18 protein-coding genes are annotated in these 19,901 nt (G+C 56.8%); 12 read left to right on the forward strand and 6 right to left on the reverse strand.

The features are described from left to right. Nucleotides 1-88 precede the first annotated feature (88 nt). The gene (locus tag KUV51_RS00625) at nucleotides 89-2,341 is read left to right on the forward strand and encodes a TRAP transporter permease (protein WP_222519696.1); all 2,253 of its coding nucleotides are present in this window, start codon (nucleotides 89-91) and stop codon (nucleotides 2,339-2,341) included. 388 nt (nucleotides 2,342-2,729) lie between these two features. Here KUV51_RS00625 and KUV51_RS00630 read toward each other — a convergent pair whose 3' ends face one another. Continuing rightward, on the reverse strand, nucleotides 2,730-3,662 hold the full coding sequence (locus KUV51_RS00630) for an alpha/beta fold hydrolase (RefSeq protein ID WP_222519697.1): 933 nt from the start codon (nucleotides 3,660-3,662) through the stop codon (nucleotides 2,730-2,732). Between the two features lie 69 nt (nucleotides 3,663-3,731). Further along, complete coding sequence (locus tag KUV51_RS00635; protein WP_222519698.1) at nucleotides 3,732-4,499, reverse strand: SDR family NAD(P)-dependent oxidoreductase; 768 nt, start codon at nucleotides 4,497-4,499, stop codon at nucleotides 3,732-3,734. Between the two features lie 119 nt (nucleotides 4,500-4,618). Between KUV51_RS00635 and KUV51_RS00640 the strand changes: the two genes are divergently transcribed. From KUV51_RS00640 to KUV51_RS00655, 4 genes are all read left to right on the forward strand, one after another. Beyond that, the gene (locus KUV51_RS00640; RefSeq protein WP_222519699.1) at nucleotides 4,619-5,125 is read left to right on the forward strand and encodes a TetR/AcrR family transcriptional regulator; all 507 of its coding nucleotides are present in this window, start codon (nucleotides 4,619-4,621) and stop codon (nucleotides 5,123-5,125) included. Nucleotides 5,126-5,408: 283 nt separating this feature from the next. Then, nucleotides 5,409-6,419 carry a serine hydrolase domain-containing protein gene (locus tag KUV51_RS00645; protein WP_222519700.1) on the forward strand — a complete coding sequence of 337 codons (1,011 nt, stop codon included), beginning with the start codon at nucleotides 5,409-5,411 and terminating at the stop codon, nucleotides 6,417-6,419. Nucleotides 6,420-6,496: 77 nt separating this feature from the next. After that, entirely contained in the window at nucleotides 6,497-7,714 is a 1,218-nt protein-coding gene (locus KUV51_RS00650; protein ID WP_222519701.1) for a helix-turn-helix domain-containing protein, read from the forward strand. Nucleotides 7,715-7,872: 158 nt separating this feature from the next. Beyond that, nucleotides 7,873-8,055, forward strand: coding sequence for a hypothetical protein (locus tag KUV51_RS00655; protein WP_222519702.1), 183 nt, complete (start codon nucleotides 7,873-7,875; stop codon nucleotides 8,053-8,055). A 283-nt stretch (nucleotides 8,056-8,338) separates the two neighbouring features. Here KUV51_RS00655 and KUV51_RS00660 read toward each other — a convergent pair whose 3' ends face one another. Both KUV51_RS00660 and KUV51_RS00665 read right to left on the reverse strand, forming a co-directional pair. After that, nucleotides 8,339-9,724: a hypothetical protein gene (locus KUV51_RS00660; protein ID WP_222519703.1), complete on the reverse strand. Its 1,386-nt coding sequence runs from the start codon at nucleotides 9,722-9,724 to the stop codon at nucleotides 8,339-8,341. A 2-nt stretch (nucleotides 9,725-9,726) separates the two neighbouring features. Then, nucleotides 9,727-11,025 (reverse strand): M16 family metallopeptidase, encoded by a 1,299-nt coding sequence (locus KUV51_RS00665; protein ID WP_222519704.1) that lies wholly within the window; start codon nucleotides 11,023-11,025, stop codon nucleotides 9,727-9,729. A 584-nt stretch (nucleotides 11,026-11,609) separates the two neighbouring features. Between KUV51_RS00665 and KUV51_RS00670 the strand changes: the two genes are divergently transcribed. From KUV51_RS00670 to KUV51_RS00685, 4 genes are all read left to right on the forward strand, one after another. Beyond that, nucleotides 11,610-12,473: a hypothetical protein gene (locus KUV51_RS00670; RefSeq protein ID WP_222519705.1), complete on the forward strand. Its 864-nt coding sequence runs from the start codon at nucleotides 11,610-11,612 to the stop codon at nucleotides 12,471-12,473. A gap of 473 nt (nucleotides 12,474-12,946) precedes the next feature. Next, complete coding sequence (locus tag KUV51_RS00675; protein ID WP_222519706.1) at nucleotides 12,947-15,061, forward strand: type VI secretion system Vgr family protein; 2,115 nt, start codon at nucleotides 12,947-12,949, stop codon at nucleotides 15,059-15,061. Nucleotides 15,062-15,189: 128 nt separating this feature from the next. Further along, a complete protein-coding gene (locus KUV51_RS00680; RefSeq protein WP_222519707.1) occupies nucleotides 15,190-15,960 on the forward strand; it encodes a hypothetical protein in 771 nt (256 codons plus the stop codon). A 7-nt stretch (nucleotides 15,961-15,967) separates the two neighbouring features. Next, nucleotides 15,968-16,156, forward strand: a complete 189-nt coding sequence (locus KUV51_RS00685; RefSeq protein ID WP_222519708.1) for a hypothetical protein — start codon at nucleotides 15,968-15,970, stop codon at nucleotides 16,154-16,156. Between the two features lie 356 nt (nucleotides 16,157-16,512). Here the strand turns inward: KUV51_RS00685 and KUV51_RS00690 are convergent, their stop codons facing one another. Both KUV51_RS00690 and KUV51_RS00695 read right to left on the reverse strand, forming a co-directional pair. Next, nucleotides 16,513-16,800, reverse strand: coding sequence for a DUF1330 domain-containing protein (locus tag KUV51_RS00690; protein WP_222519709.1), 288 nt, complete (start codon nucleotides 16,798-16,800; stop codon nucleotides 16,513-16,515). Continuing rightward, the gene (locus KUV51_RS00695) at nucleotides 16,801-17,418 is read right to left on the reverse strand and encodes a GntR family transcriptional regulator (RefSeq protein WP_261385587.1); all 618 of its coding nucleotides are present in this window, start codon (nucleotides 17,416-17,418) and stop codon (nucleotides 16,801-16,803) included. Between the two features lie 174 nt (nucleotides 17,419-17,592). On the opposite strand from KUV51_RS00695, the gene KUV51_RS00700 reads away from it, so the two are divergent. From KUV51_RS00700 to KUV51_RS00710, 3 genes are read left to right on the forward strand one after another with little or no spacing between them, the layout of a single operon-like run. After that, a complete protein-coding gene (locus tag KUV51_RS00700) occupies nucleotides 17,593-18,195 on the forward strand; it encodes an amino acid synthesis family protein (RefSeq protein WP_222519711.1) in 603 nt (200 codons plus the stop codon). Next, on the forward strand, nucleotides 18,167-18,979 hold the full coding sequence (locus tag KUV51_RS00705) for an alpha/beta fold hydrolase (protein WP_222519712.1): 813 nt from the start codon (nucleotides 18,167-18,169) through the stop codon (nucleotides 18,977-18,979). Before KUV51_RS00700 ends, KUV51_RS00705 begins: the two co-directional genes overlap by 29 nt. Continuing rightward, complete coding sequence (locus tag KUV51_RS00710; protein WP_222519713.1) at nucleotides 18,976-19,887, forward strand: flavin reductase; 912 nt, start codon at nucleotides 18,976-18,978, stop codon at nucleotides 19,885-19,887. The genes KUV51_RS00705 and KUV51_RS00710 overlap by 4 nt, the downstream gene beginning before the upstream one ends. Nucleotides 19,888-19,901: the final 14 nt, after the last annotated feature.

Below are 19,901 nucleotides of genomic sequence, written 5' to 3' on the forward strand. Positions count from 1 at the left end.
CTGAGGGGCCCGTTTCGATCCGAGCGGGCCCTTCTTTGTGGTGAGCCGTGCGGTCGAAATGCAGCGCTCGGCGAGGGAGGGAATGATTATGGCGACCATCGATCCGGAGCACACTCCGAGTGTTTTTGAGGCCAATGCCGACGGACTGAAGGACGGTCCCGTGATCGCGGACGGCGTGGACGAGGAGCCGGTAGAAGGCAATCGCCGATTGTTCGAAGGAAGCGTCAATCTGGTCGTGGCTTGGATGGCCGGGCTTTACGCGCTCTTCCACATGGCGGCGTTGAATGGCTGGTCGATCGAAGCCATGACCGGCGTCGATATTCCATACCTGCCGACCTTCCCGATGGAGACATGGACCTTCCGCATTGTTCACGTGGCGGGGGCACTGATCCTGGGCTTCGTGCTCTATTCCGCGCGCGCATTCCCCGACGCTGATCGCGGTGGTCGCCATCCGCTCGACCTTGTCGGCTGGGCGCTCGCGCTGCCAGCTCTCTATGCATGTTGGACGGCCATCGGTTTTGCTGCTGAGATCGCAGGCGGGACCATGTGGAACGGTATGGATGCCGGAATCCGCGCCGCCGAGACGTGGCACTACGGTGCGCCGCTCCTTTTTGCTATCGCGGGCAGCATTCTCGTTGGTTGGGTCCGCCCGCGCGTACGTGATGCGATTGCTCCGGCCGACCTGACGCTGGGCATCTGTGCTGCGGCGGCGGCGATCTATCTCATCACGATCTATGGCACGACAATGCGCAACGCGACCGGGACGCCGTTTGCCCCGATTGGCATGAGCTTTGCGGCCATGGCCGGCACGGCCCTCATCATGGAACTCACCCGCCGTGTTGCGGGCCTCGCACTGATCGTGATTGCGGGCGTCTTCTTGGCCTACGTCTTCGTGGGCGACCTGTTGCCGGGCTTCCTGAACGCGCCAGAAATTCAGTGGACCCGCTTCTTCAGCATTGTCTATACCGATGCTGGCATCCTTGGGCCAACGACGGCCGTGTCGTCGACCTACATCATCCTATTCATTATCTTTGCCGCCTTCCTGCAGGCGTCGAAAGTCGGGGACTACTTCGTGAATTTCGCCTTTGCCGCCGCCGGTCGCGCGCGTGGTGGTCCGGCCAAGGTGGCGATCTTTGCCTCCGGCCTCATGGGCATGATCAACGGCACCTCGGCGGGCAACGTGGTTGCAACCGGCTCGCTGACGATCCCGTTGATGAAGCGTGTCGGCTACAAGCCGCAGACGGCAGGCGCAGTCGAGGCGGCAGCTAGCACCGGCGGACAGATCATGCCACCGATCATGGGCGCTGGCGCCTTCATAATGGCCGAAATCACGGGCATCCCTTACACTGACATCGCGGTCGCAGCGATCATTCCGGCCATCCTCTATTTCGCATCGATTTACTTCATGGTCGACTTCGAGGCAGCAAAGCTGGGCATGCGTGGCATGCGCGAGGACGAGCTGCCGAAATTCCGTGACATGGCGCGCCGGGTCTTTCTGTTCCTGCCGATCATCATTCTGATCGCGGCGCTGTTCATGGGGTATTCTGTGATCCGGGCGGGCGCCTACGCGACAGCCGCTGCGGCAGTGGTCTCCTGGCTCACACCGTACCGCATGGGGCCGCGCTCTATCGCCCGAGCGTTCGAGATCGCGGGCGTCATGTCGGTTCAGATTATCGCTGTCTGTGCATGCGCCGGCATCATCGTTGGCGTCATCAGCCTGACCGGGGTCGGCGCACGCTTTTCCTCGGTCCTGCTGGACATCGCGGCCGCGAACCAGTTTCTTGCGCTGTTCTTTGCGATGTGTATCGCGATCCTGCTGGGAATGGGAATGCCCACGACAGCGGCTTACGCGGTAGCCGCCTCGGTTGTCGCGCCGGGCCTCGTGCAGCTCGGCATCCCGATGCTCACGGCGCATTTTTTCGTGTTCTACTTCGCCGTTGTCTCGGCAATTACTCCGCCTGTAGCATTAGCAAGCTATGCGGCGGCGGGCATCTCAGGGTCCAATCCAATGGCAACCTCGGTCACGAGCTTCAAGATCGGAATCAGCGCATTCGTCGTCCCGTTCATGTTCTTCTACAACGCGGCCATCCTGATGGACGGCACCTGGTTCGAAGTGATCCGCGCAGGGCTGACGGCGGTGTTCGGCGTCTTCCTGTTGTCCTCTGGCGTGCAGGGCTGGTGGAATGGCGCGCGGGCAAACACTGCGATCCGCGTTGGGTTGATCGTGGTCGCGCTGCTGATGATCGAAGGCGGCTGGCAGTCCGATCTGATCGGACTTGGTGGAGCGGCGGTTCTGTTCATCCTCGCACGCACAATGCGGTCGCGTACCGCCGCCAGCTAAGACGTGGCCATAGCATGTGGAGTGGCCTTCCCGACAAGAGGGCCACTCCGAGCCATGTCGCACCGTTGACAATCGGGGACTAGGTTCTCGAAGACGGTACATACTACTTCAACTACTACGGCCGCCTCTGTGGGGTCGGGCAAGGTGTTCGCGAAATTTGTCGCGATCTGCGTGAGATGGAGCTCTCCGAACTCATCGGGGCACTACGTCATGTACAGCGGGCCAGCGCGATGAAGGTCAGATAGCCATCGCAGATCTGACCGGAAATGTTGCGCGGGATGTCGTGATTGCAGACGCCGGAATGGTCTCCTGGACTGCGTGACAAGGTGCGGATGCCGGATACGGACGTGATGGAGGGCCCCGCATGGGGACCCTCCATCAATGGGCGCTACTTGATGTCTCTTGCTGCGTAAAAAACGCGGATCTTGTCGGCGATAAGGGCGCCGTCCTCTTCCAGCGCGAAGTGACCGGTATCGAGAATGTTGTAGTCCACATCCTTCAAATCACGCTTAAAACCTTCTGCGCCTGGCGTGGGAAAGAAAGCATCATTTGCAGCCCAAACCACAAGCGCGGGTGGCTGATGTTCGCGCAGATACGCCTGCCATTCGGGATACTTGGCCACGTTGTTGCGGTAGTCGTAGAAAAGACCCAACTGAATATCATGCTGACCTTCGCGATTGATCAGTTGGTGGTCGAGCAACCAGTTGTCCGGGAGGATGGCTTCGGGGTTGCGTGTGCCGTGGGTGTACTGCCACTTCAGTCCTTCAAGACTGAACACCTGCGCGGCAATCTGAGCCTCGATCTCGGCATTGCGGCCCCCTTCCCACAAAGCCATGATGGGAGCCCACGTATCCGGGTTCAAACCTTCCTCGTAGACATTGCCGTTCTGTACGATCAGCGCCTGAACCCGTTCAGGGTGTTCGGTTGCAATGCGCATCCCCACCGGCGCACCGTAGTCCTGGATGAACAGCGCATATTCGTTCTGCCCGCGTTGTTCCAGGAAGCCATCGATGGTGTTGGCGAAGTTGTCAAAACTATAGGAATACGCATCAGCTGACGGAAAATCGCTCGCGCCGAAGCCGGGATAGTCTGGGGCGATCAGATGAAATTCATCGCTCAGCGTTTCGATCAGATCTCTATACTGGTGCGATGAGCTGGGAAAGCCGTGCAGTAGCACAATCGTGGGATCAGACGGATCGCCTGCCTCCCTGTAAAATATGTCGTGTCCGTCCACGTTTTCATAGCCATAGCGAGTTTCGGCTGCGGCGGCATGTGAGAGGGCAGTGATCATTGTTGCACCGATCAGTATCTGACGTTTCATGATGCATTCCTTTCTTGAATTGGGAGGGGAGAGAGACCTGCCGAAAGGGCAGGTCCAGGAGCAATGGGGTTACTGACGCCCGGCGGTGACACCACCATCGACGGAAAGCACCTGGCCGGTGATCCAGGAGGCCTGGTCGGACGCGAGGAACATCAGCGCATCCGCCACATCGCCGGGTTGGCCGTTGCGCCCAAGAGGATGAAAGCTGTTGAAGGTCGGCAATGTCTCGGCCACCTGCTCTGCCGTCAGGAACGTGCCGTACACCGGGGTCTCAACAACGGCGGGTGCAACGGCATTTACCCGGATATTGTCACCCGCAAGTTCCAGCGCGAGGTTGCGAACAAGTGCATGCACTCCGGCATTGGCAGCCGAATATGCAGCCGAGGGCGTTGCTCCAATGGCCTGCAAGGCCCACAATGATCCAGTTTGCACAATGGCACCGCCGCCACGCGCTTGCATCGCTTTCGCTGCAGCTTGCGCCATGAAAAACTTGCCTTTCAGAATGGTGTCGAGAAACCAGTCGTATTCGCCTTCATCAAGGTCGAGGAACGGCTTGGGCTGAAAGACCCCCGCGTTGTTGAACAGCACATCGACACCGCCAAAGTCCGCTGTGGCTCGTTTGACCAGTTTTTCGGCCGTTTCAGGTTTTGCGATGTCCCCTGCCTCGGTTCTGACCCGCGCGCCCGAAGGGTCAATCTCATTAGCCGCTGCAGAGAGTTTGTCCGCATTCCGACCGTTCAGAACGACGTTTCCGCCTGCCTGCACGAACCGGGACGCCACCTCTTTGCCGATCCCTGATCCGCCGCCGGTCACGATTGCCACCTTGTTTCCAAACATCTCGATCTCCTTATCTATCAATAGGTAGGTAACGAGCGACGATCTACGGATTGAGGCCGCGCCTTGCAACACCTATCTACCACGTGGTAGATAACCATTTCGTGAGACAGGAGACGCAAATGTCCGGCAAACGCGACGAAATAATGGATGTGGCCGAGCGCATGATCCGCACGCACGGGTACAACGGTTTTTCCTTCCGCGAGATTGCTGCGGAGGTCGGCGTGAAGTCGGCAAGCGTACACTATCACTTTGCAACAAAAGCGGATTTGGCCGCTGCGGTGGCGAGACGCTTTCGCGAACGGTTTGAAGCTGAACTAGCGGAGCGCAGTACCGCAGACAGCAATCCGCTTTCTGATTGGCGAGACCTTTTTCGAGGCGCGCTGGCAGATGATGGATTGATGTGTCTGTGCGGTATCTTGGCGGTCGGAGGAAACGACCTCCCACTCGAAGTCGCACAAGAAGCTCGTCAATTTATGCTGGACGGAATTGATGCGATTTCCAATTTGGATGGTTTCAGCGCAGAAGACGGAGCGCGCATCATGGCCCAGTTGGAGGGTGCAATGCTGTTGGCGCGATCTTTGGGTGATCCCACTGTCTTTGATAAGGCAACCCGACATCTGGTGTAGTCAAGGCATCGCTGAACGAGAGCAAACGTCTGATCCGTTCTTGCGCAATCAATGTCGGCTCTGAAGCACCTTGCCGTTGTTTGTGGTCAGAATTCGACGCAGCGTTGCGGCCCGTCGAATCTGTCGTTCGCAGCGGCCGCTCCTGTCCCATTTTAGCAAGCCCATTCTTGGTCGCTTTTTTGTCCGCCCCTATAGGTCCGGGCGAAACATTGAGGAACTGACGCCACGGTTGCTTCCGTCACCAAAGTGTGTGGTGACCCTTTGGGGTTGGACAACCGATACGATGAATAGACGTACATTTTCTGCTACGGGATTGGCGGCAATTTTGGCGCCTCTGCCGCGTTCGACATCTGCGGAGGCGGCCGCGCAGAAGCCTTCCGGTTATCAAGTTGCGGCAATCAATCGCGGCCTTCTGATGGCGCGCCACAGTGGCATGGCCGATGAACAAAGCGCAGTTGATGACGATACCCTGTTCCAGGTTGCGTCATGCTCAAAGACAGTGACGGCGTTGGCCGTCCTGACCATGGTCCGAGACGGGCGCATCGACTTGGATGCGCCCGTCAATCGGAGTTTACGTCGCTGGCAATTGCCGGGGCCCAGGGGAATGACGGCAACGATAGCCAACCTGATGTCTCATACAGCAGGAACGACCGTACAAGGGTTTGAAGGGTATGGCCCGAACGAGGAGCTTCCAACATTGTTGGACATTCTGGCGGGACGTCGCCCCGCAAACTCAAGCCCCGTCCGGACACGACCCAGGATATTCAACCGTTTCAGATACAGTGGAGGCGGGACGATGGTTCTGCAGTCCCTGATTGAAGACGTCACCGGCATGGATTTTGCAACGTACACAGCCAAAGAGGTTCTCGAACCCGTCGGGGCCTCTCGCGCAACGTTTGCAATAGCGCCGGCAACACCTTTCGCGCACGGCTGCTATGAGGACGGTCAATCGCTGCAAGGTGGCTTCAGGAGGCATCCGGAAAGCGCGGCAGCTGGGCTCTGGGCGACAGCATCAGACCTCGCCAAAGTCTTTCAAGCGGTTCTGCACGCATTGGGCGGCCTACGCCATGCCATCATTCCTGTGGCCTTGGCTGAACGCATGGTGACGCCTGTGAGCCAAGGATCGGGGCTGGGCGTATTTTTGTCCCCTGGCCCGACAATTTCGCACCAAGGGCGAAACCACGGGTTTGACTCGATTGTGGCTGCCAATCTCAAGACTGGTCAGATACGCGCTGCTGTCACAAACCGAAATGGTGCGATCAATAGTTACACCCAACAGCTCTTATCCGAATAGTTTGGCTCAGTTCGCCCCGTATGTCATTGCAGCTATTGCGGTCTGGTCTCTTGAGCAAGATTGAGAGAGTTTACGGCATGGATGACATCATCATCGAATTGACTGGCACCAGCACGTTCGCGATCGCGACGTTTGGTGCTGTGTTCTGTTTGATGCAATCAAGGTCCTCACCCGTCAACCGCAGCTTTGCTGCATTCCTTGTTGCTGTGGCGGTCAACAACGGTCCTGAAGCGGTCAAGCGGTTGGTTGACGCCATACCCGGCTCAATCGGACCAGTGATCGACCTCGTGACCTGGCCCAGCTCCTTCTTTCTTGCGCCGCTCTTTTGGATGTATGTGTTCACCCTCACATCCACGTCGCAACTCCCCCCGCGACGCCTCATCCGACATTTTGTGTTACCGGGTATAACCGTAGCCATGGCGCTATTGGTGCTGGTATCGCCGCCAGACACCCGACACCTCCTGATCGCAGATGAAGTAGAGATGGGCACGGCGTGGAGCTTGGCTGTTGTACTCGGCCTCAGCTTGCTTCATCTCACTATATATCCACAGATTGCGGTTTACCTTTTCCTGATCTGGCGTCGGCTGATGGAATTCCGGCTGAAGTTGCGCGATGTATATGCCAGTACAGAACAGCATGAACTGCGCTGGATCTATGTGATTTGCGGATTTGGCGGGCTGTTTTGGCTGGCGCAGACCGTGCTGCTGATCGTCGCGATCAAAGCGGCGGACGACGGCGTCCCGCCCGCCTTTGTCAACATTGCGAGCCTTACCGGCCTGGCAGTCGTCGCGGCGACAGTGCTCTGGGGGTTGCGACAACGCCCACCATTGGTTCCCGATCCTGACGAACCGAATACAACCGAGTCGCCAGTTGGTCAGACAGCGAGCAAGTACGAAAAGTCTGCCTTGAGCGCTGAGGCATCCGAGAGACTTGGCCGTAAACTTCGTGCGGCGATGGAGGTTGACCATTTGCACCGAGACCCAAACCTGTCACTTTGGGCTTTGGCTCGGCACATCGGAGCATCATCGAACTACGTCTCGCAAACGCTCAACGAAGAGATCGGGCAGAGTTTTTTTGACTTCGTGAATGGATACCGCGTGGCGGAAGCAAAAATTCTTCTCATAACAACCAACCAATCCGTTCTGACAATCACCTATGATGTGGGCTTCAATGCACGGTCCTCGTTCTACAACGCGTTCAAGCGCTTAACCGGCCAAACACCGTCATATTTCAGAAAGAACATGTCTCGGCCTGACGGTTTGGACGACACCGTAGCCCGATTGCGTGACACGTGACTCGTCACGACTGATCAGGACTACCGAACAAAACCACCACTTGCGAACACTCAACTGAAATGAGGTGAGCCACGCCATCTGTCCGGCGTGGCTCACTTCACTTGCCTTCCGCGCCATTTGAGCAAGCGCGGAGCACGAAAAATGTGAAAGGAAAGACCTTGAAACGATACCTGATACTTGCAGCACTGGCGCTCAGTGCGTGCGATTCACCGGCGGAGATTTCTGCAAGCAAGCAGCTTGATGACGCTTGTTTGGACGGCAATCTTCAAGCGTGTGCAGCTGTGCAAGAAAGGGTGAACTCTCGAAACCAGACGCTTGCAACGACGGCGGCTGGTTTCTGAGTGGAATGTTTTCCCGGGTCAGAGGATGACCTGACATGAAAGAGCAGTTCGCGGGTGCGTAGGTTCAAAATGGCTGCCAACGGCAACACTCGCGAAACCTGGCTTTTGCAAAGCTGAGCAGAGAATAGACCGATCCAGGTAACACTTGGGTCGGTTCCAGAAATCTTCATCCTGTCGTGCCCCAGCCAAAGGCCCGAGTGATGCACATTCAAGAGCGAAAGATGCGTGAGGCGTTTTTACATCCAGTGGAAAGTTTACGACCTGGTTGGCATGGCGAGCGGGTTCATGGAGTTGAGACACCGGACGGCAGGCTTTTCAGACAATGATCAATCGGCTCAAACTTTTCGAGTGAACACAGCTCATGTCTGGTCAGGTCCGCAGGCGGTGCAACACCGCCTCCCACAACGACCAACAAGAAGTCTTCGAAAGGTGGTAGGTAGTCGTTTGCATTGTCGATAATTTCATCGAAATTAACCTGTCCAAACGCATTAAAAATTGGGATTTCTATGTCGCCGGTCGCCCCCTCCGGGTGTGCCCGGAGGTATTGCTCCGCTGTCCAAACTGCGTCGAAAAACAACTTGTCTTCGTAGCTCTGCTTTAGCTGGGCATATTGTATTTCCAGCCCTTTCTGATCGACTTTCCCGTGCCGAACATCCCGATAGATGCCGCGCATGCGGCCATGGATTTCCGGCCATTCGGCAGCTTCGACAGTCGCACTCAGTACCAGAAGCGCACGCTTGTCACCCAACACGACGAAGCGCGACTCGGGATCGTATGACGCACGCAATTCTTGCCGAATGATGCGGAACATTTCTGATCCTTGGTTCGATCCGATGTAGTCCAGCAAAAGGTTAGCCCCAAGCTGCTGTGCTTCGCTTTGAAATTCCTGTGCACTTACAAGGAACAGGAGCGTTTCACTGGATGTGGGGTCAGCGAAATGAATAATGCCCCTTGGTAAGGTGAAAGCGGTCGAGTTTCTGTTGACCAACCGCTGAAGCCAGTCACCCAGTCGCGACCTTGACGCGTCTGGAGGCAGTTTCGCAAGCAAGCGCCGCGTGCGAACAGTGACTTCCGCGTCGTTTGATCGCAGAACTACTTGACTGGGCTTGCCGAAGCGAAACCTCGGGTCGATTGATTGCGCTTCTTCGTCTGTGTTTGCGTAGTTGAGGAACCGTTCCACACGGCTCAGAACATCCGAGGATTGTCTGGTTGTAGACGCGATCGGTCTACGCAGTTTACGCAGTTCTCGCGCGTACCAATCATCTGAATATGTTGCCTTGAGAAGCAGATTTTCCAGATGCACCAGAACCTCAGGGAAGACATCATCCGGCGCTGAGACGGTTAGGAGCAAATTGTCCTCAAGCGTGGACACTCGTTTGCTGACGCCCTTTTGACGCATGAAAGTGGCGATTTGAGAGGGTGTCCGCGACTCAGTCCCACCTGTCAAAACGCTGAACATGCCAGCCTGAATGGCGTCCACGTTCTGAGGCGTTTGGTCTCCCATCGGCCAGACAAAAGTGACTGACGTCAAACCGTTGCGCATCGCGACAAGCGAGGCCGACCGCGTCTCTTGGTTTGTTGCAATGAGCGTTTCGTGCTCGCTTTGTGTTTTGCCGACTGTCGGGGCAGCTAGGAAAGTGAGCAAGGCCAATGCCATGATGTACCGCATGCTCACCTCGCCCTCTGTGCCAGAACAATTGAGGTCGCCGAGGGCTCGATCACTTTTTTTGCAAAATCAATGACCTGCTCGTCGCTGGTATCAGAGATTATGCGCGCGAAAACGCTCGGGCTAATCGGAGGGAAGCCATCCGAGGCCACGTTCTGCAGGAATTGTAGAAACATGGCGGGCCGACGCGCCGCATTCTCAGCCTGCACCATTTCTGATTTTCGCACTTGAGCGAGCTCTTTGGGTTGAATGGGAGTGTCAAGCAGTGTCTCCCAGGTCGTTTCCAGTTGGTTGCGCGCAGTGTCCAGATCAATACCCGGCATTGGGTGTGCTACGATTGTCACCTCCAGATCAGCCACTTTTGATAGGAACCAATCGGAAGAGGTGTCAAAGAGCATGGTGTCTTCATAGCGGAGCGCGTTGGCAAGACGATTTTGCAGCACAGCAGTTGCCAAAAAGAAGTCTCCTTGCATATCGATGCTGGTATCCCGATCCTCAAAATCGATGAATTTCGTCATTAGCACCACATCATCGGACAGCCTGTCTGAGGACAAACGTTCTATTTTACGCAAGGTCTGATTTGGCTTTTGATCCAGCCATGGCTTTTCGGGCGCAGCGAGAGATGCGGTATCGCCGAAGTATTGCGCCACCAGTTCGGCCGCCTTTGCCGGTTTTATCTTTCCCGAAACGATCAATGTGACATTCGACGGTACATAGTGGGTTTCGTGAAACTGGTAAGCCGCTTCCAAATTGAGCCTGGAAAGATCAGCAATCGTATTGTCGGCACGGCCGTAGGATGATCCATAGAGGTTCCGCAGCGCCTTGCGTACAAGCCAGCGATAGGGCGAACGCCGTTCACGCAGATGCGTTTCACGATGCAGGATTTTGATCTCACTTTCTGCAAAGCCCGGCGGCAGATCAGGCGTTTCCAGCACGGCACGTGACAAGCGCAACAGCAATTCAATGTCTTCCGGTGGTCCGGAGTTGGTATAAACCGTTGAGACACTGCGCGTGACGGCGTTCAAATCCCGTTCACGTGCTCGACGCAAAACCGCTGCATCCGAAGAAAACGCGGCAAGATGTTCCGTCAAATGCGCTGTGCCAGACAACGCGGGATCATCATACGATCCGGATAGCACGATCAGTTGGACATCAACGCGGTTGAAATCATCGCGGGGAACAACATAGGCAGCGTGCAAGCCGCCTTTCTCCCAAAGCGGCATAACGTTTTGGGCGGCGACTGCAGTCGCAAATGTCGCTATGGCAAGCGCCAAAGCAGGAATTGATTTCCAGAAAAAGCGCATATTAACCGACAAACAAATCTACTCCATTTGCAGCATTTTGGGGAGGTGCTTTCCGACTTCTTAAAGGAATACATCTTAATACCGAAAGCACAACCAGAGCCTGCGCTATTGCGACGTGATCGCTTAGCGGATGCTTCGCCGTTGATCTTTTCATATGGCGCCGGCTCCGATTGGCCGTCTTACACAAGGTGTTCGTAGAGCACCCTGTGATTTTGGTGGTAGGGGTTCCCTTGTGGCGGCGATGGCGCGCCTTGACATAGCCGAGCAAGCACATCGGCTACGCGGCGGTGAGTTTCAGGTTGGCGGATCACTCTGGGCGTGCATAGGTTAGGACAGACCCAGCCAATCGAATATCCGCATCATTGCGGAGCTGTTTTCTCTCTGATCCAGCCGCCTCAGGCCGCTAAGCTATGAACAAGAGCAATACATATCAATGTATACGTGCAGGTGCATCGTGGCTCGTGTCGTGGTGGACGGCGTTTGTCCTGTCCGTCGTGTTTTGCATGTTTGGCATGGGGGGTACGGGTGTTCTGGCGGATACGGTCGAGACCCGGCAGATCATGCTTCAGTTTCAGAATGCACGCTTGAACAAGCTGGTCCTGCATCAGCCGCAACTGATGACATTTCTGTCCGGTGTAGGTTCTGGCGCGTTGAATGCCAATGTCACCGATAATCATGGTACGGTGACGTTCTCCAGCGGCGTGAAGCGGCGGCTGTGGCTCCGGGCGAATGGGCAGTGGGGTGAAAATGGCCTGCGCAAGAACGCTTACGGGTTTGGTTCGATGGGTGTGCATACCTACATGTCGCAAACTTTCGTCGTCGGGGGCATGATCGAGGCGGACTATCTTTCGCAAGAGGGACCCGCATCCGACAGGGAGGGGCTAGGCGCGATGGCCGGATCCTATTTTCTGGCCCGTAGCACCAATCATCCGCTGTTTTTCGAGGGGCGTCTCTTGCACGGGCGGGCTTCTGACGACGTCCAGCTTTCGGATGGTAGCAAGGGCCGGCCGGACACGCGGCGCGGTCTGGCCCAACTGAGGATGTCAGGCAACCTTCGCTACGGCGTTACAACCATATTCCCGAGTATTCTGGCATCATATGTGACGGAAAATGCGTCTTATCTCGCGCATGGGCCGCATGCGCAGCATGGTATTCGCTTGCGCCAAGTTAAGATGGGGTTGGACTTTCGGCACACGCTGCGCCGGACGAATGGCGCTCTCTTTGTCTTGAAGGGTGGCGGCGCACTTTCGAGCTCATCGCTCCGCACGTACAAAAGTGATCCTTGGACAACGCTTAACCAGCGCAGTGGCAGTGGCCGGCTGAAGCTGGGTGTGAGCTATTCGACAGGGGCTGGCGGCACGGTTGCAATTGATAGCTTTGTTGATGGTCTGGGCACGACCAGCAGCCAGAATTACGGGCTGAAAGCCGGTTTCGACATCCGGTTTTGAGAAACTGGCGATGTGTCATCCGGCCTTGTAACCGCGCGTTTGAGCTGGGCCATGACAAGCGATCTTAATGAAAGCGCCCCGCCGATTTGGCATAAAACGCTTTTGATGATGAGGCTTGATCCCTTTTTCGGCATCTTCGACGAGCAGTTATCGGACTGTCGGCTCACAGCCTTAGAAAAATCGTGACACTCTCTGTTCTGACGCCGAATGCGTGTTCCATTGTTGTTCGAGGGGCCGTTGCATCGGCAGACGGAACCCTTTGCTTGCGGCGGGTTACATACCCGATCGGCTTCGATCAGGCCGGTGTCCAGCCTGTTGAAAGTGCCGCTGAAGTGGCGGGTTGCATTGCGTGCAAGGCGCACGGGGGTCGGCGCGTTTCTGCGCATGATTGGGCTGGTTGGAGACTCTTGAATTGCTCTGTGGCATTTCAATTAGGAATAGATTTTGACGTTTCAGGCCGTGAGGTGGTTTTTGTGAACGCAGCTTCCGATTTTGTTCAGGCGGATCGTATCCTTCGCATTGACGGGCTTCTGGGTGCGGATGAGTTGTTGGCAGAGCGCCTGGAGTTTCGAGAAGCGATAAGCGAGTTGTTCGAAGGTGAGTTGCAACTGCGTTCGAAAACCGATGACCTCGTTCCGGCAGACATTATTGGCAAGACCTGCGACGTGAGCCTTGAGCTTGGTGCGGGAGTACGGCGCACCTGGAATGTTCTGATCACCAATATGGTCGTGGGCCCCAAAGTGACCCGAGGCTTGCAGAGCTACAGACTGACGTTGCGCCCGTCGATGTGGCTTCTCAGTCAGCGCTCTGACTGTCGGATTTGGCAGGACATGACCAGCGTCGAAGTATGTGAAACGCTGATGTCCGAACATGGTCTGCCGGGGCCCGAGACCACTGGCATCGCCACTTCGCCAGAGGCGCAGCACTACTCCGTACAGTGGAACGAGAGCGACCTGGCTTATCTGACGCGACGACTGGAGGAAGACGGTATCTTCTACTGGTTCGCTCATGAAGAGGGGCGTCATGTGCTGCATCTCGCCAGTCATGCGGCGGGGTACACGGGGGGCGAGGATATACGCTTTGCTCATGGTTCGACTGACCGGAACCACATCAACCGCTTTGAAACATCATTCGCCTATACACCGGGTCAACGCACGGCACGGGACTGGAATTTCCAGACACCCGGCATGGTGCCGGAGGGCGGCACGCCGAGCATTGTAAGTCTGCCGAAGAACGGCAGTTACGAGCTTTTTGAATATCCCATGGTCGGTGGATACGGGACCGGGCGTGCTTCCGATGCAATCGACAACGCGCGTGTTGAGCGACAGGCGAAGCTGAGAATGCAGGCCAGTGAGGCCGATCACCGCCGGGTCGAGGGAACTTCGACAGCGCGCACGTTGGCCGCTGGCGGCCGTTTCACACCTTACGACGTAGCCAACCCTGCCAACGTGTTCGACCAGCACGTGATCCTTGCAATCAAGCATGACGTGACTGACGCGAGCTACGAGACCGGCGGCGATCAGCCGGACTACACAAACCGCTTCCTCGCCTTGCCCGCCGATGTGCCTGCGACCCCCCACCGTGCGACTCCACGCCCGCGGATCGACGGCACGCAGGTGGCGATCGTGGCTGGTCCCGAGGGTGAAGAGATCCATCCCGATGAATACGGGCGCATCAAACTTTGGTTTCCCTGGGACAGACGGGCGGCACGGGACGGCTCAGACACTTGCTGGGTTCGCGTTATGCAGAATTGGGCGGGCTCAGGATGGGGCGGCCAGATCATCCCTCGCATCGGTATGGAAGTCATGGTCACCTATCTGGATGGCGATCCGGACAGGCCCGTTGTCACGGGCGTAGTTCCAAACAGCAGACAGAAGGTGCCATACGAGCTGCCCGAGCATAAGACCCGTTCCACCTTTCGAACTGACAGCCACAAAGCCGATGGCTTCAACGAACTCAGGTTTGAAGACAAGGCGGGCGAGGAAGAGATACGTGTCCACGCACAACAGGACATAAACACGATTGCGCGGCGTGACGTTTCCGAGGTGGTTCTGCGCAACAAGGTGGGGTTGGTCGAAGGAAACATATTGAACGAGGCGTCGGGGGGGCTCCTGACGAATGCGGGAACCGGCATGGTCTTTGCTGCGGGCATCACCGGTCTCGACGAAACCGCATCTGCGGGGATGGGATCACAGGTGAACAAGCTGAGCCAGAGCGCCAAGACACTGCGCCGCGGCAAGTTTACCCAAATGCGACAGGGCAGCATGTCGTTTCAAGCTGACGGCGATATGCATCTTGAGACACGAAAGAGCTATACTCAAACCGCGCTCGGCACCACGACCCTCTCGTCAGGCGAAAGTTATCGACTGTCAGTTGGAAGCGGAATGACGTTCGATGTCCGGCGCAACGTCATGATGTCATCGCAGAGGACGATCCACATCAACGCGGGTGATCGGATCAAACTGAATGTCGGCGCGTCCTCCCTGACCTTGGACAAGGATGGAACAATTGTCCTGAAGGGAAGGAACATCCGCATCGAAGGCAGCGCAACAATTGCACACACAGCGCCGCAGATTGATCTGAACTAGTGAGAGGCTGAGCCGTGGGTGGTATACTCGAATTCCTTTTTGGCGATGACGAAGAAGAACCCAGACAGCCAGGGTATGTCATTGACACGACGGCCTATGAAGAGAGGCAAGCCGCGCGGCAAGCGGAATTGGAAGCGGCGGGCTGGACCGACAACCATCAAAGACGATTGCAGGACTACTGCGATTTGTTCGAGGTTCCCGTAGAGTTCACGGTGGAATATCCGTTTGTTTGTCTTCAGGTTCTCGTGGCGATGTTTCTTGTTCCGAACCACGATCAGGAATCCGAACGGGACGCTGCCGGCATGGAGTTGCGTCAGATAATGGCCGAGGCATTTGGCCTGACGCGGCAATCAGCGATGAGCGGCGTGCTACCTCACCAGCGCTTTTATCAGCGTGTGAACATGATATTGATAAATATGAGGGTTTTGCCTCAGTGGTGGGATTTGCTGCGGGCGTCTCCGGAGGAACTGGTGAAACTCCACAAGAGCCTCCGGCTATCACTCTATGTTTTGAGCCGGCTGGGTGCCTCCGGCGCTGCTGCAGCCCCTGCAGCGGTAGGGATCAGCAGTGCGGTATCGGCGCGAGAGGCTTTCGGAAATGCGGAAGGGCGTCTGCGCGACCGTGCGATCGCTTCGGCGCGCGCGGCTGGATCAACCGCCGTGGACAATGTGACCGGCCGGTCCGGGCCTCTCTCGAAACTCGGACGCGGAGGACTTGTTGGCGGGGCTTTGATCGTCACTGGAATGGCGCTTTACGATCATGGTCAGAGGCGCCTCGAGATGGTCGAAGACCTTCTGGAAATTGCGTACCGAGAGGGTCGTGCGACCGAAGAACAGTACATGTCCATGTTCGAAGATCTGGATCCCGACCAAGTCAACCTTGAGAGATACTGGGAATAGTACAGCCATGCCGGACGTAGCGAAGCAAATTGTGTTCTGGGCATTGCTGCTGGTCGGCTTTGCGCTGTTTGGTACGCTTCTATTTGATTTTCTGGCACAGCTTACAGGATCAAACCTTCTTTCGTGGTTTGCGATGGCACTCGCAAGCGGTGCTTGGCTTTTGCTTTTGGTGAAGTTCTTCTTCAGCGGTGACTGATACGCGTCGCGCAGGGACCGGTTGGACGACTTGATGCCGTCGTTTTCAGTGCTGCCGAAGCAGCTCTTTCGGCAAGAGCGCAATGTAGAGTGGATCGCTGCGGCCATTCTGGAGAGCAGATATCGTTGCCGCGTTTGAAGTGTTTTATCGAAAGCCTTCCGATCGGGGCGCCCGTGAGCAACTGGACCCGCTATGTCGGAGTTCACGATGTGGATGCCGCTGCTTTTGGTCGAATGATGAAGGCGTCGCAGGGATGGCTTTCAAAGTCAGCTTGCAAAAATGTACCGTTGCCGGCGCCTTTCCTTCCGCCTTGCGGTGATGATCGAGTGGAATGTTCAAAAGGGTGTGGGCAGCAGTCAAAGGCCCTCGACTACGACAATGTTTGCTTCGCAAGCGCCACTCCGATTTGCCCGAGCCTCTTGGTATTCCGGTGAGTTGTAGCACGCCAATGCTTGTTCCTTGCTGTCGAACTCGATGACAACATGACGTTGAAACCCTTGCCCTTCCAGCTGAATTGCGTCCCCTCCCTGGACGAGAAAGCGCGCACCGTATTTTTGGAAAGCCGCGGGCGCATGTTGCCGATAACCGGCATACTTTTCGATGTCGGTAACGGTGACAAAGGCAATCCAGTACCCCTTCGCCATCTAAGTGTTCCCGTCGTTGTCCTGCAGGAAGCGTTTCGCGATCCTTGAAGCTTCACCGATATGTGCCTCTACGGCACTGCGCGCAGCGCGCGGATCTTGGCTCAGGATGGCATCATGGATGGATTGCATGTGGGAGATGCCGGAACGTTCGCGGCCCTGGGCCGAAATGGTCAACGCGCGCAGGCGACTGATCCGGCCATTCAGTCTTTGCACGACGTCCCATGCGATATCATGGCCTGCTTCCCGAAAAATCAGTTCGTAGAAATGTGTTGTGGCATGCAGCAGATCACTCCACTCGGTGTCGTCCATTTTTGCACGTAGGTCGTTCAGGGCACTGGACAGTTTTTCGCCAAAGGCAGGGCTTTGATGTGCGCTGCACTCAGCGGCGGCAGAGGCCTCGAGCTGCAGGCGGATGTTGTAGATTTGCTTGGCTTGGTCCCAGTTGAGGGTCGCTACAATAGGTCCCTTGTTCGGGATGATTTCGACAAGCCCCTCGGCTTCAAGATAGCGGATCGTTTCGCGTACGACAGTCCTGCTGACACCGAGCTGATCACACAAGGGCCGTTCGACCAAGCGCTCTCCGGGCGCAAAATGCCCGTCGATTATGGCCTCACGCATGCGTTCCTGCACCATGTCGCGCAGGGTTTGCGGTGTTTTATCTATCTTGAGCAGGGTGGATCGTTCGGCGGGCATTCCACAGTCGATAGCAGGTCAATTTGGGTTCAACAACTCATATTGACATATGGTATACCGTATGACGAGTATGCAAAAAGTGATCCGAAAAGCAAAGACATGTCAGCCGAGATTCGCAAAACACTTGTCCATGTCGAAACCACGCTCATTGAAGGTGGTAAGGCAGCTAACCCACCACTGAAGCTGATCGCGGCCATGGCAGTGATACGCAATCCATGGGCAGGGCTGGGCTTCGTAGAGGATTTGACGCCGGCGATCAAAGACTGTGCGCCGAGCCTCGGCGCTCTTTTGACGGAGATGATTTTGGACGCAAGCGGCGGCGGTGATTTCGTTGAGGGCTACGGCAAGTCTGCAATCGTCGGAATGAATGGCGAAGTTGAGCATGCCTCTGCGCTAATTCACACACTCCATTTCGGAAACCACTATCGCAATGCCGTGGGCGCAAAGTCCTACCTGTCCTTCTGCAATACGCGCGGGCCCGCCAACGCACCATTGATGATCCCGTTGATGGACAAGAACGATGGAGGGCGCCGGTCGCACTACCTGACGATCCAAACGTCCATGGCAGATGCGCCCGCGGCAGACGAGATCCTGGTTGCGCTGGGCGCATCCATTGGCGGGCGCCCGCATCATCGCATTGGTGACCGGTATCAAGATCTCAGGGAATTGGGTCATGACATCGACAACCCTGCGGCTGTCTAAGTCCGGTCTTCGTGTTTCCATGCGTGATCAGGGCGCGGGGGCGCCTGTGGTCTTGATTCACGGTGTCGGTTTGCAATCTGCCGCTTGGAGACCGCAGATTTCCGCACTGGCCGGAACTTGTCGCATCATCGCCTTGGATATGCCGGGCCATGGTGGCAGCGGGCGGCTAGCGGCTGGCAGCACCGTGGCCGACTTTGTGGCATGGCTTCACGAAGCAGTTGTGGAATTGGCGCTCGGTCCGGTCAGTATTGTCGGACATTCCATGGGAGCGCTGATCGCAGGTGGCTTCGCCATCGAGTATCCTCATCTGACCACTCAGGTTGCTCTGTTGAACGGCGTCTTCTGCAGGGATGCAAAAGCGCGTTCCGCGGTCGAGGCGCGGGCTGACGCCATTCGCGACGGGGCAATTACCCCGCACGCGCCACTGGCCCGTTGGTTTGGTGACAAGCCGCACGAACAGGCAGCGCGGGACATGGTGGCCGGGTGGTTGGCAGCGATGGATCAGGTTGGATATGCGACGGCCTACAGCGCTTTTGCCCAAGGCGACGCGGTCTATGCCGACAGGTATCCGAACATCTCTTGCCCGTTCCTCGCGATGACTGCAGCAGATGATCCCAATTCAACGCCAGAGATGTCCAGGACCATGGCGCGCACTGTGCGCGACGGGCGTGCGGTTATCATCCCGGGTCATCGCCACATGGTGAACTTGACCGCACCGGAATTGGTCACAGACCACCTTCTGAAATGGTTGAGACTGGGCGCGTTGAAGGAGGTGGCGCAATGACAGGTCTGGATTCGCGCGCTTTGCGGACAGCATTTGGTACGTTCATGACGGGTGTCACCGTGGTCACAGCACTTGATGCCGAGGGGGACCCGCTCGGGTTCACAGCGAACTCTTTTACCTCGGTGTCGCTGGATCCCCCCTTGGTGCTGGTCTGTTTGGCGAAGTCATCAAGGAACCACGACGGTTTTGTCGCGGCCGGCGGATTCGCTGTCAGTGTTCTGGCCGAAACGCAGCGGGACATTTCGAACACGTTCGCACGCCCATCCGATGATCGGTTTGCAGATGTGGACTGGCATCTTGGTCCACACGGTTCACCTATTGTCCATGGATGTTCAGCATGGTTCGATTGCGCGCTGCACAAGGCAATCGAGGCCGGGGATCATACCATATTGATTGGGCGGGTCCTTGCGTTCGACAGTACATCATCGCCGGGTCTGGGCTATGCGCGCGGCGCCTATGTTGTTCCGGATCGTGCGATGAACCTGATGGGGCATCACCTTGACCTCGTGGTTTCTGCGCTTATCGCTCGGAACGGGGAAGTTCTGCTGAAAAGTGACGAACACGGCGGTATGGCGCTTCCGGAAACCGTGGTTGGCCCGGATGAAAGTGTTTCGGCGGCTCTTGCGCGGCTTGTGGACAGCACAGGTTCAAACGCTCAGCCAGGTTTCATCTATTCGGTATTTGAGGATGCTGCCCGCAAACGTCAGCACTTGTGTTTTCTGTGCCAGACCACCGACGGTGACGGGATAGCGGGCACATTTGTCCCGTTGGAGCGATCGGCGTTGGATGACGTCTCGGATCCCGCGATCCTGACCTTGCTTGAGCGCTACGTGTCGGAGGCGCAGCTTGGCACCTTCGGCATCTACTACGGCAATCAAACCAGCGGCGATGTCCGCGCGATCGTCTGAAGGAAGGGGCTGGC

It is taken from the genome of Tateyamaria omphalii, from assembly GCF_019802125.1.
GTDB lineage: Bacteria > Pseudomonadota > Alphaproteobacteria > Rhodobacterales > Rhodobacteraceae > Tateyamaria > Tateyamaria omphalii_B.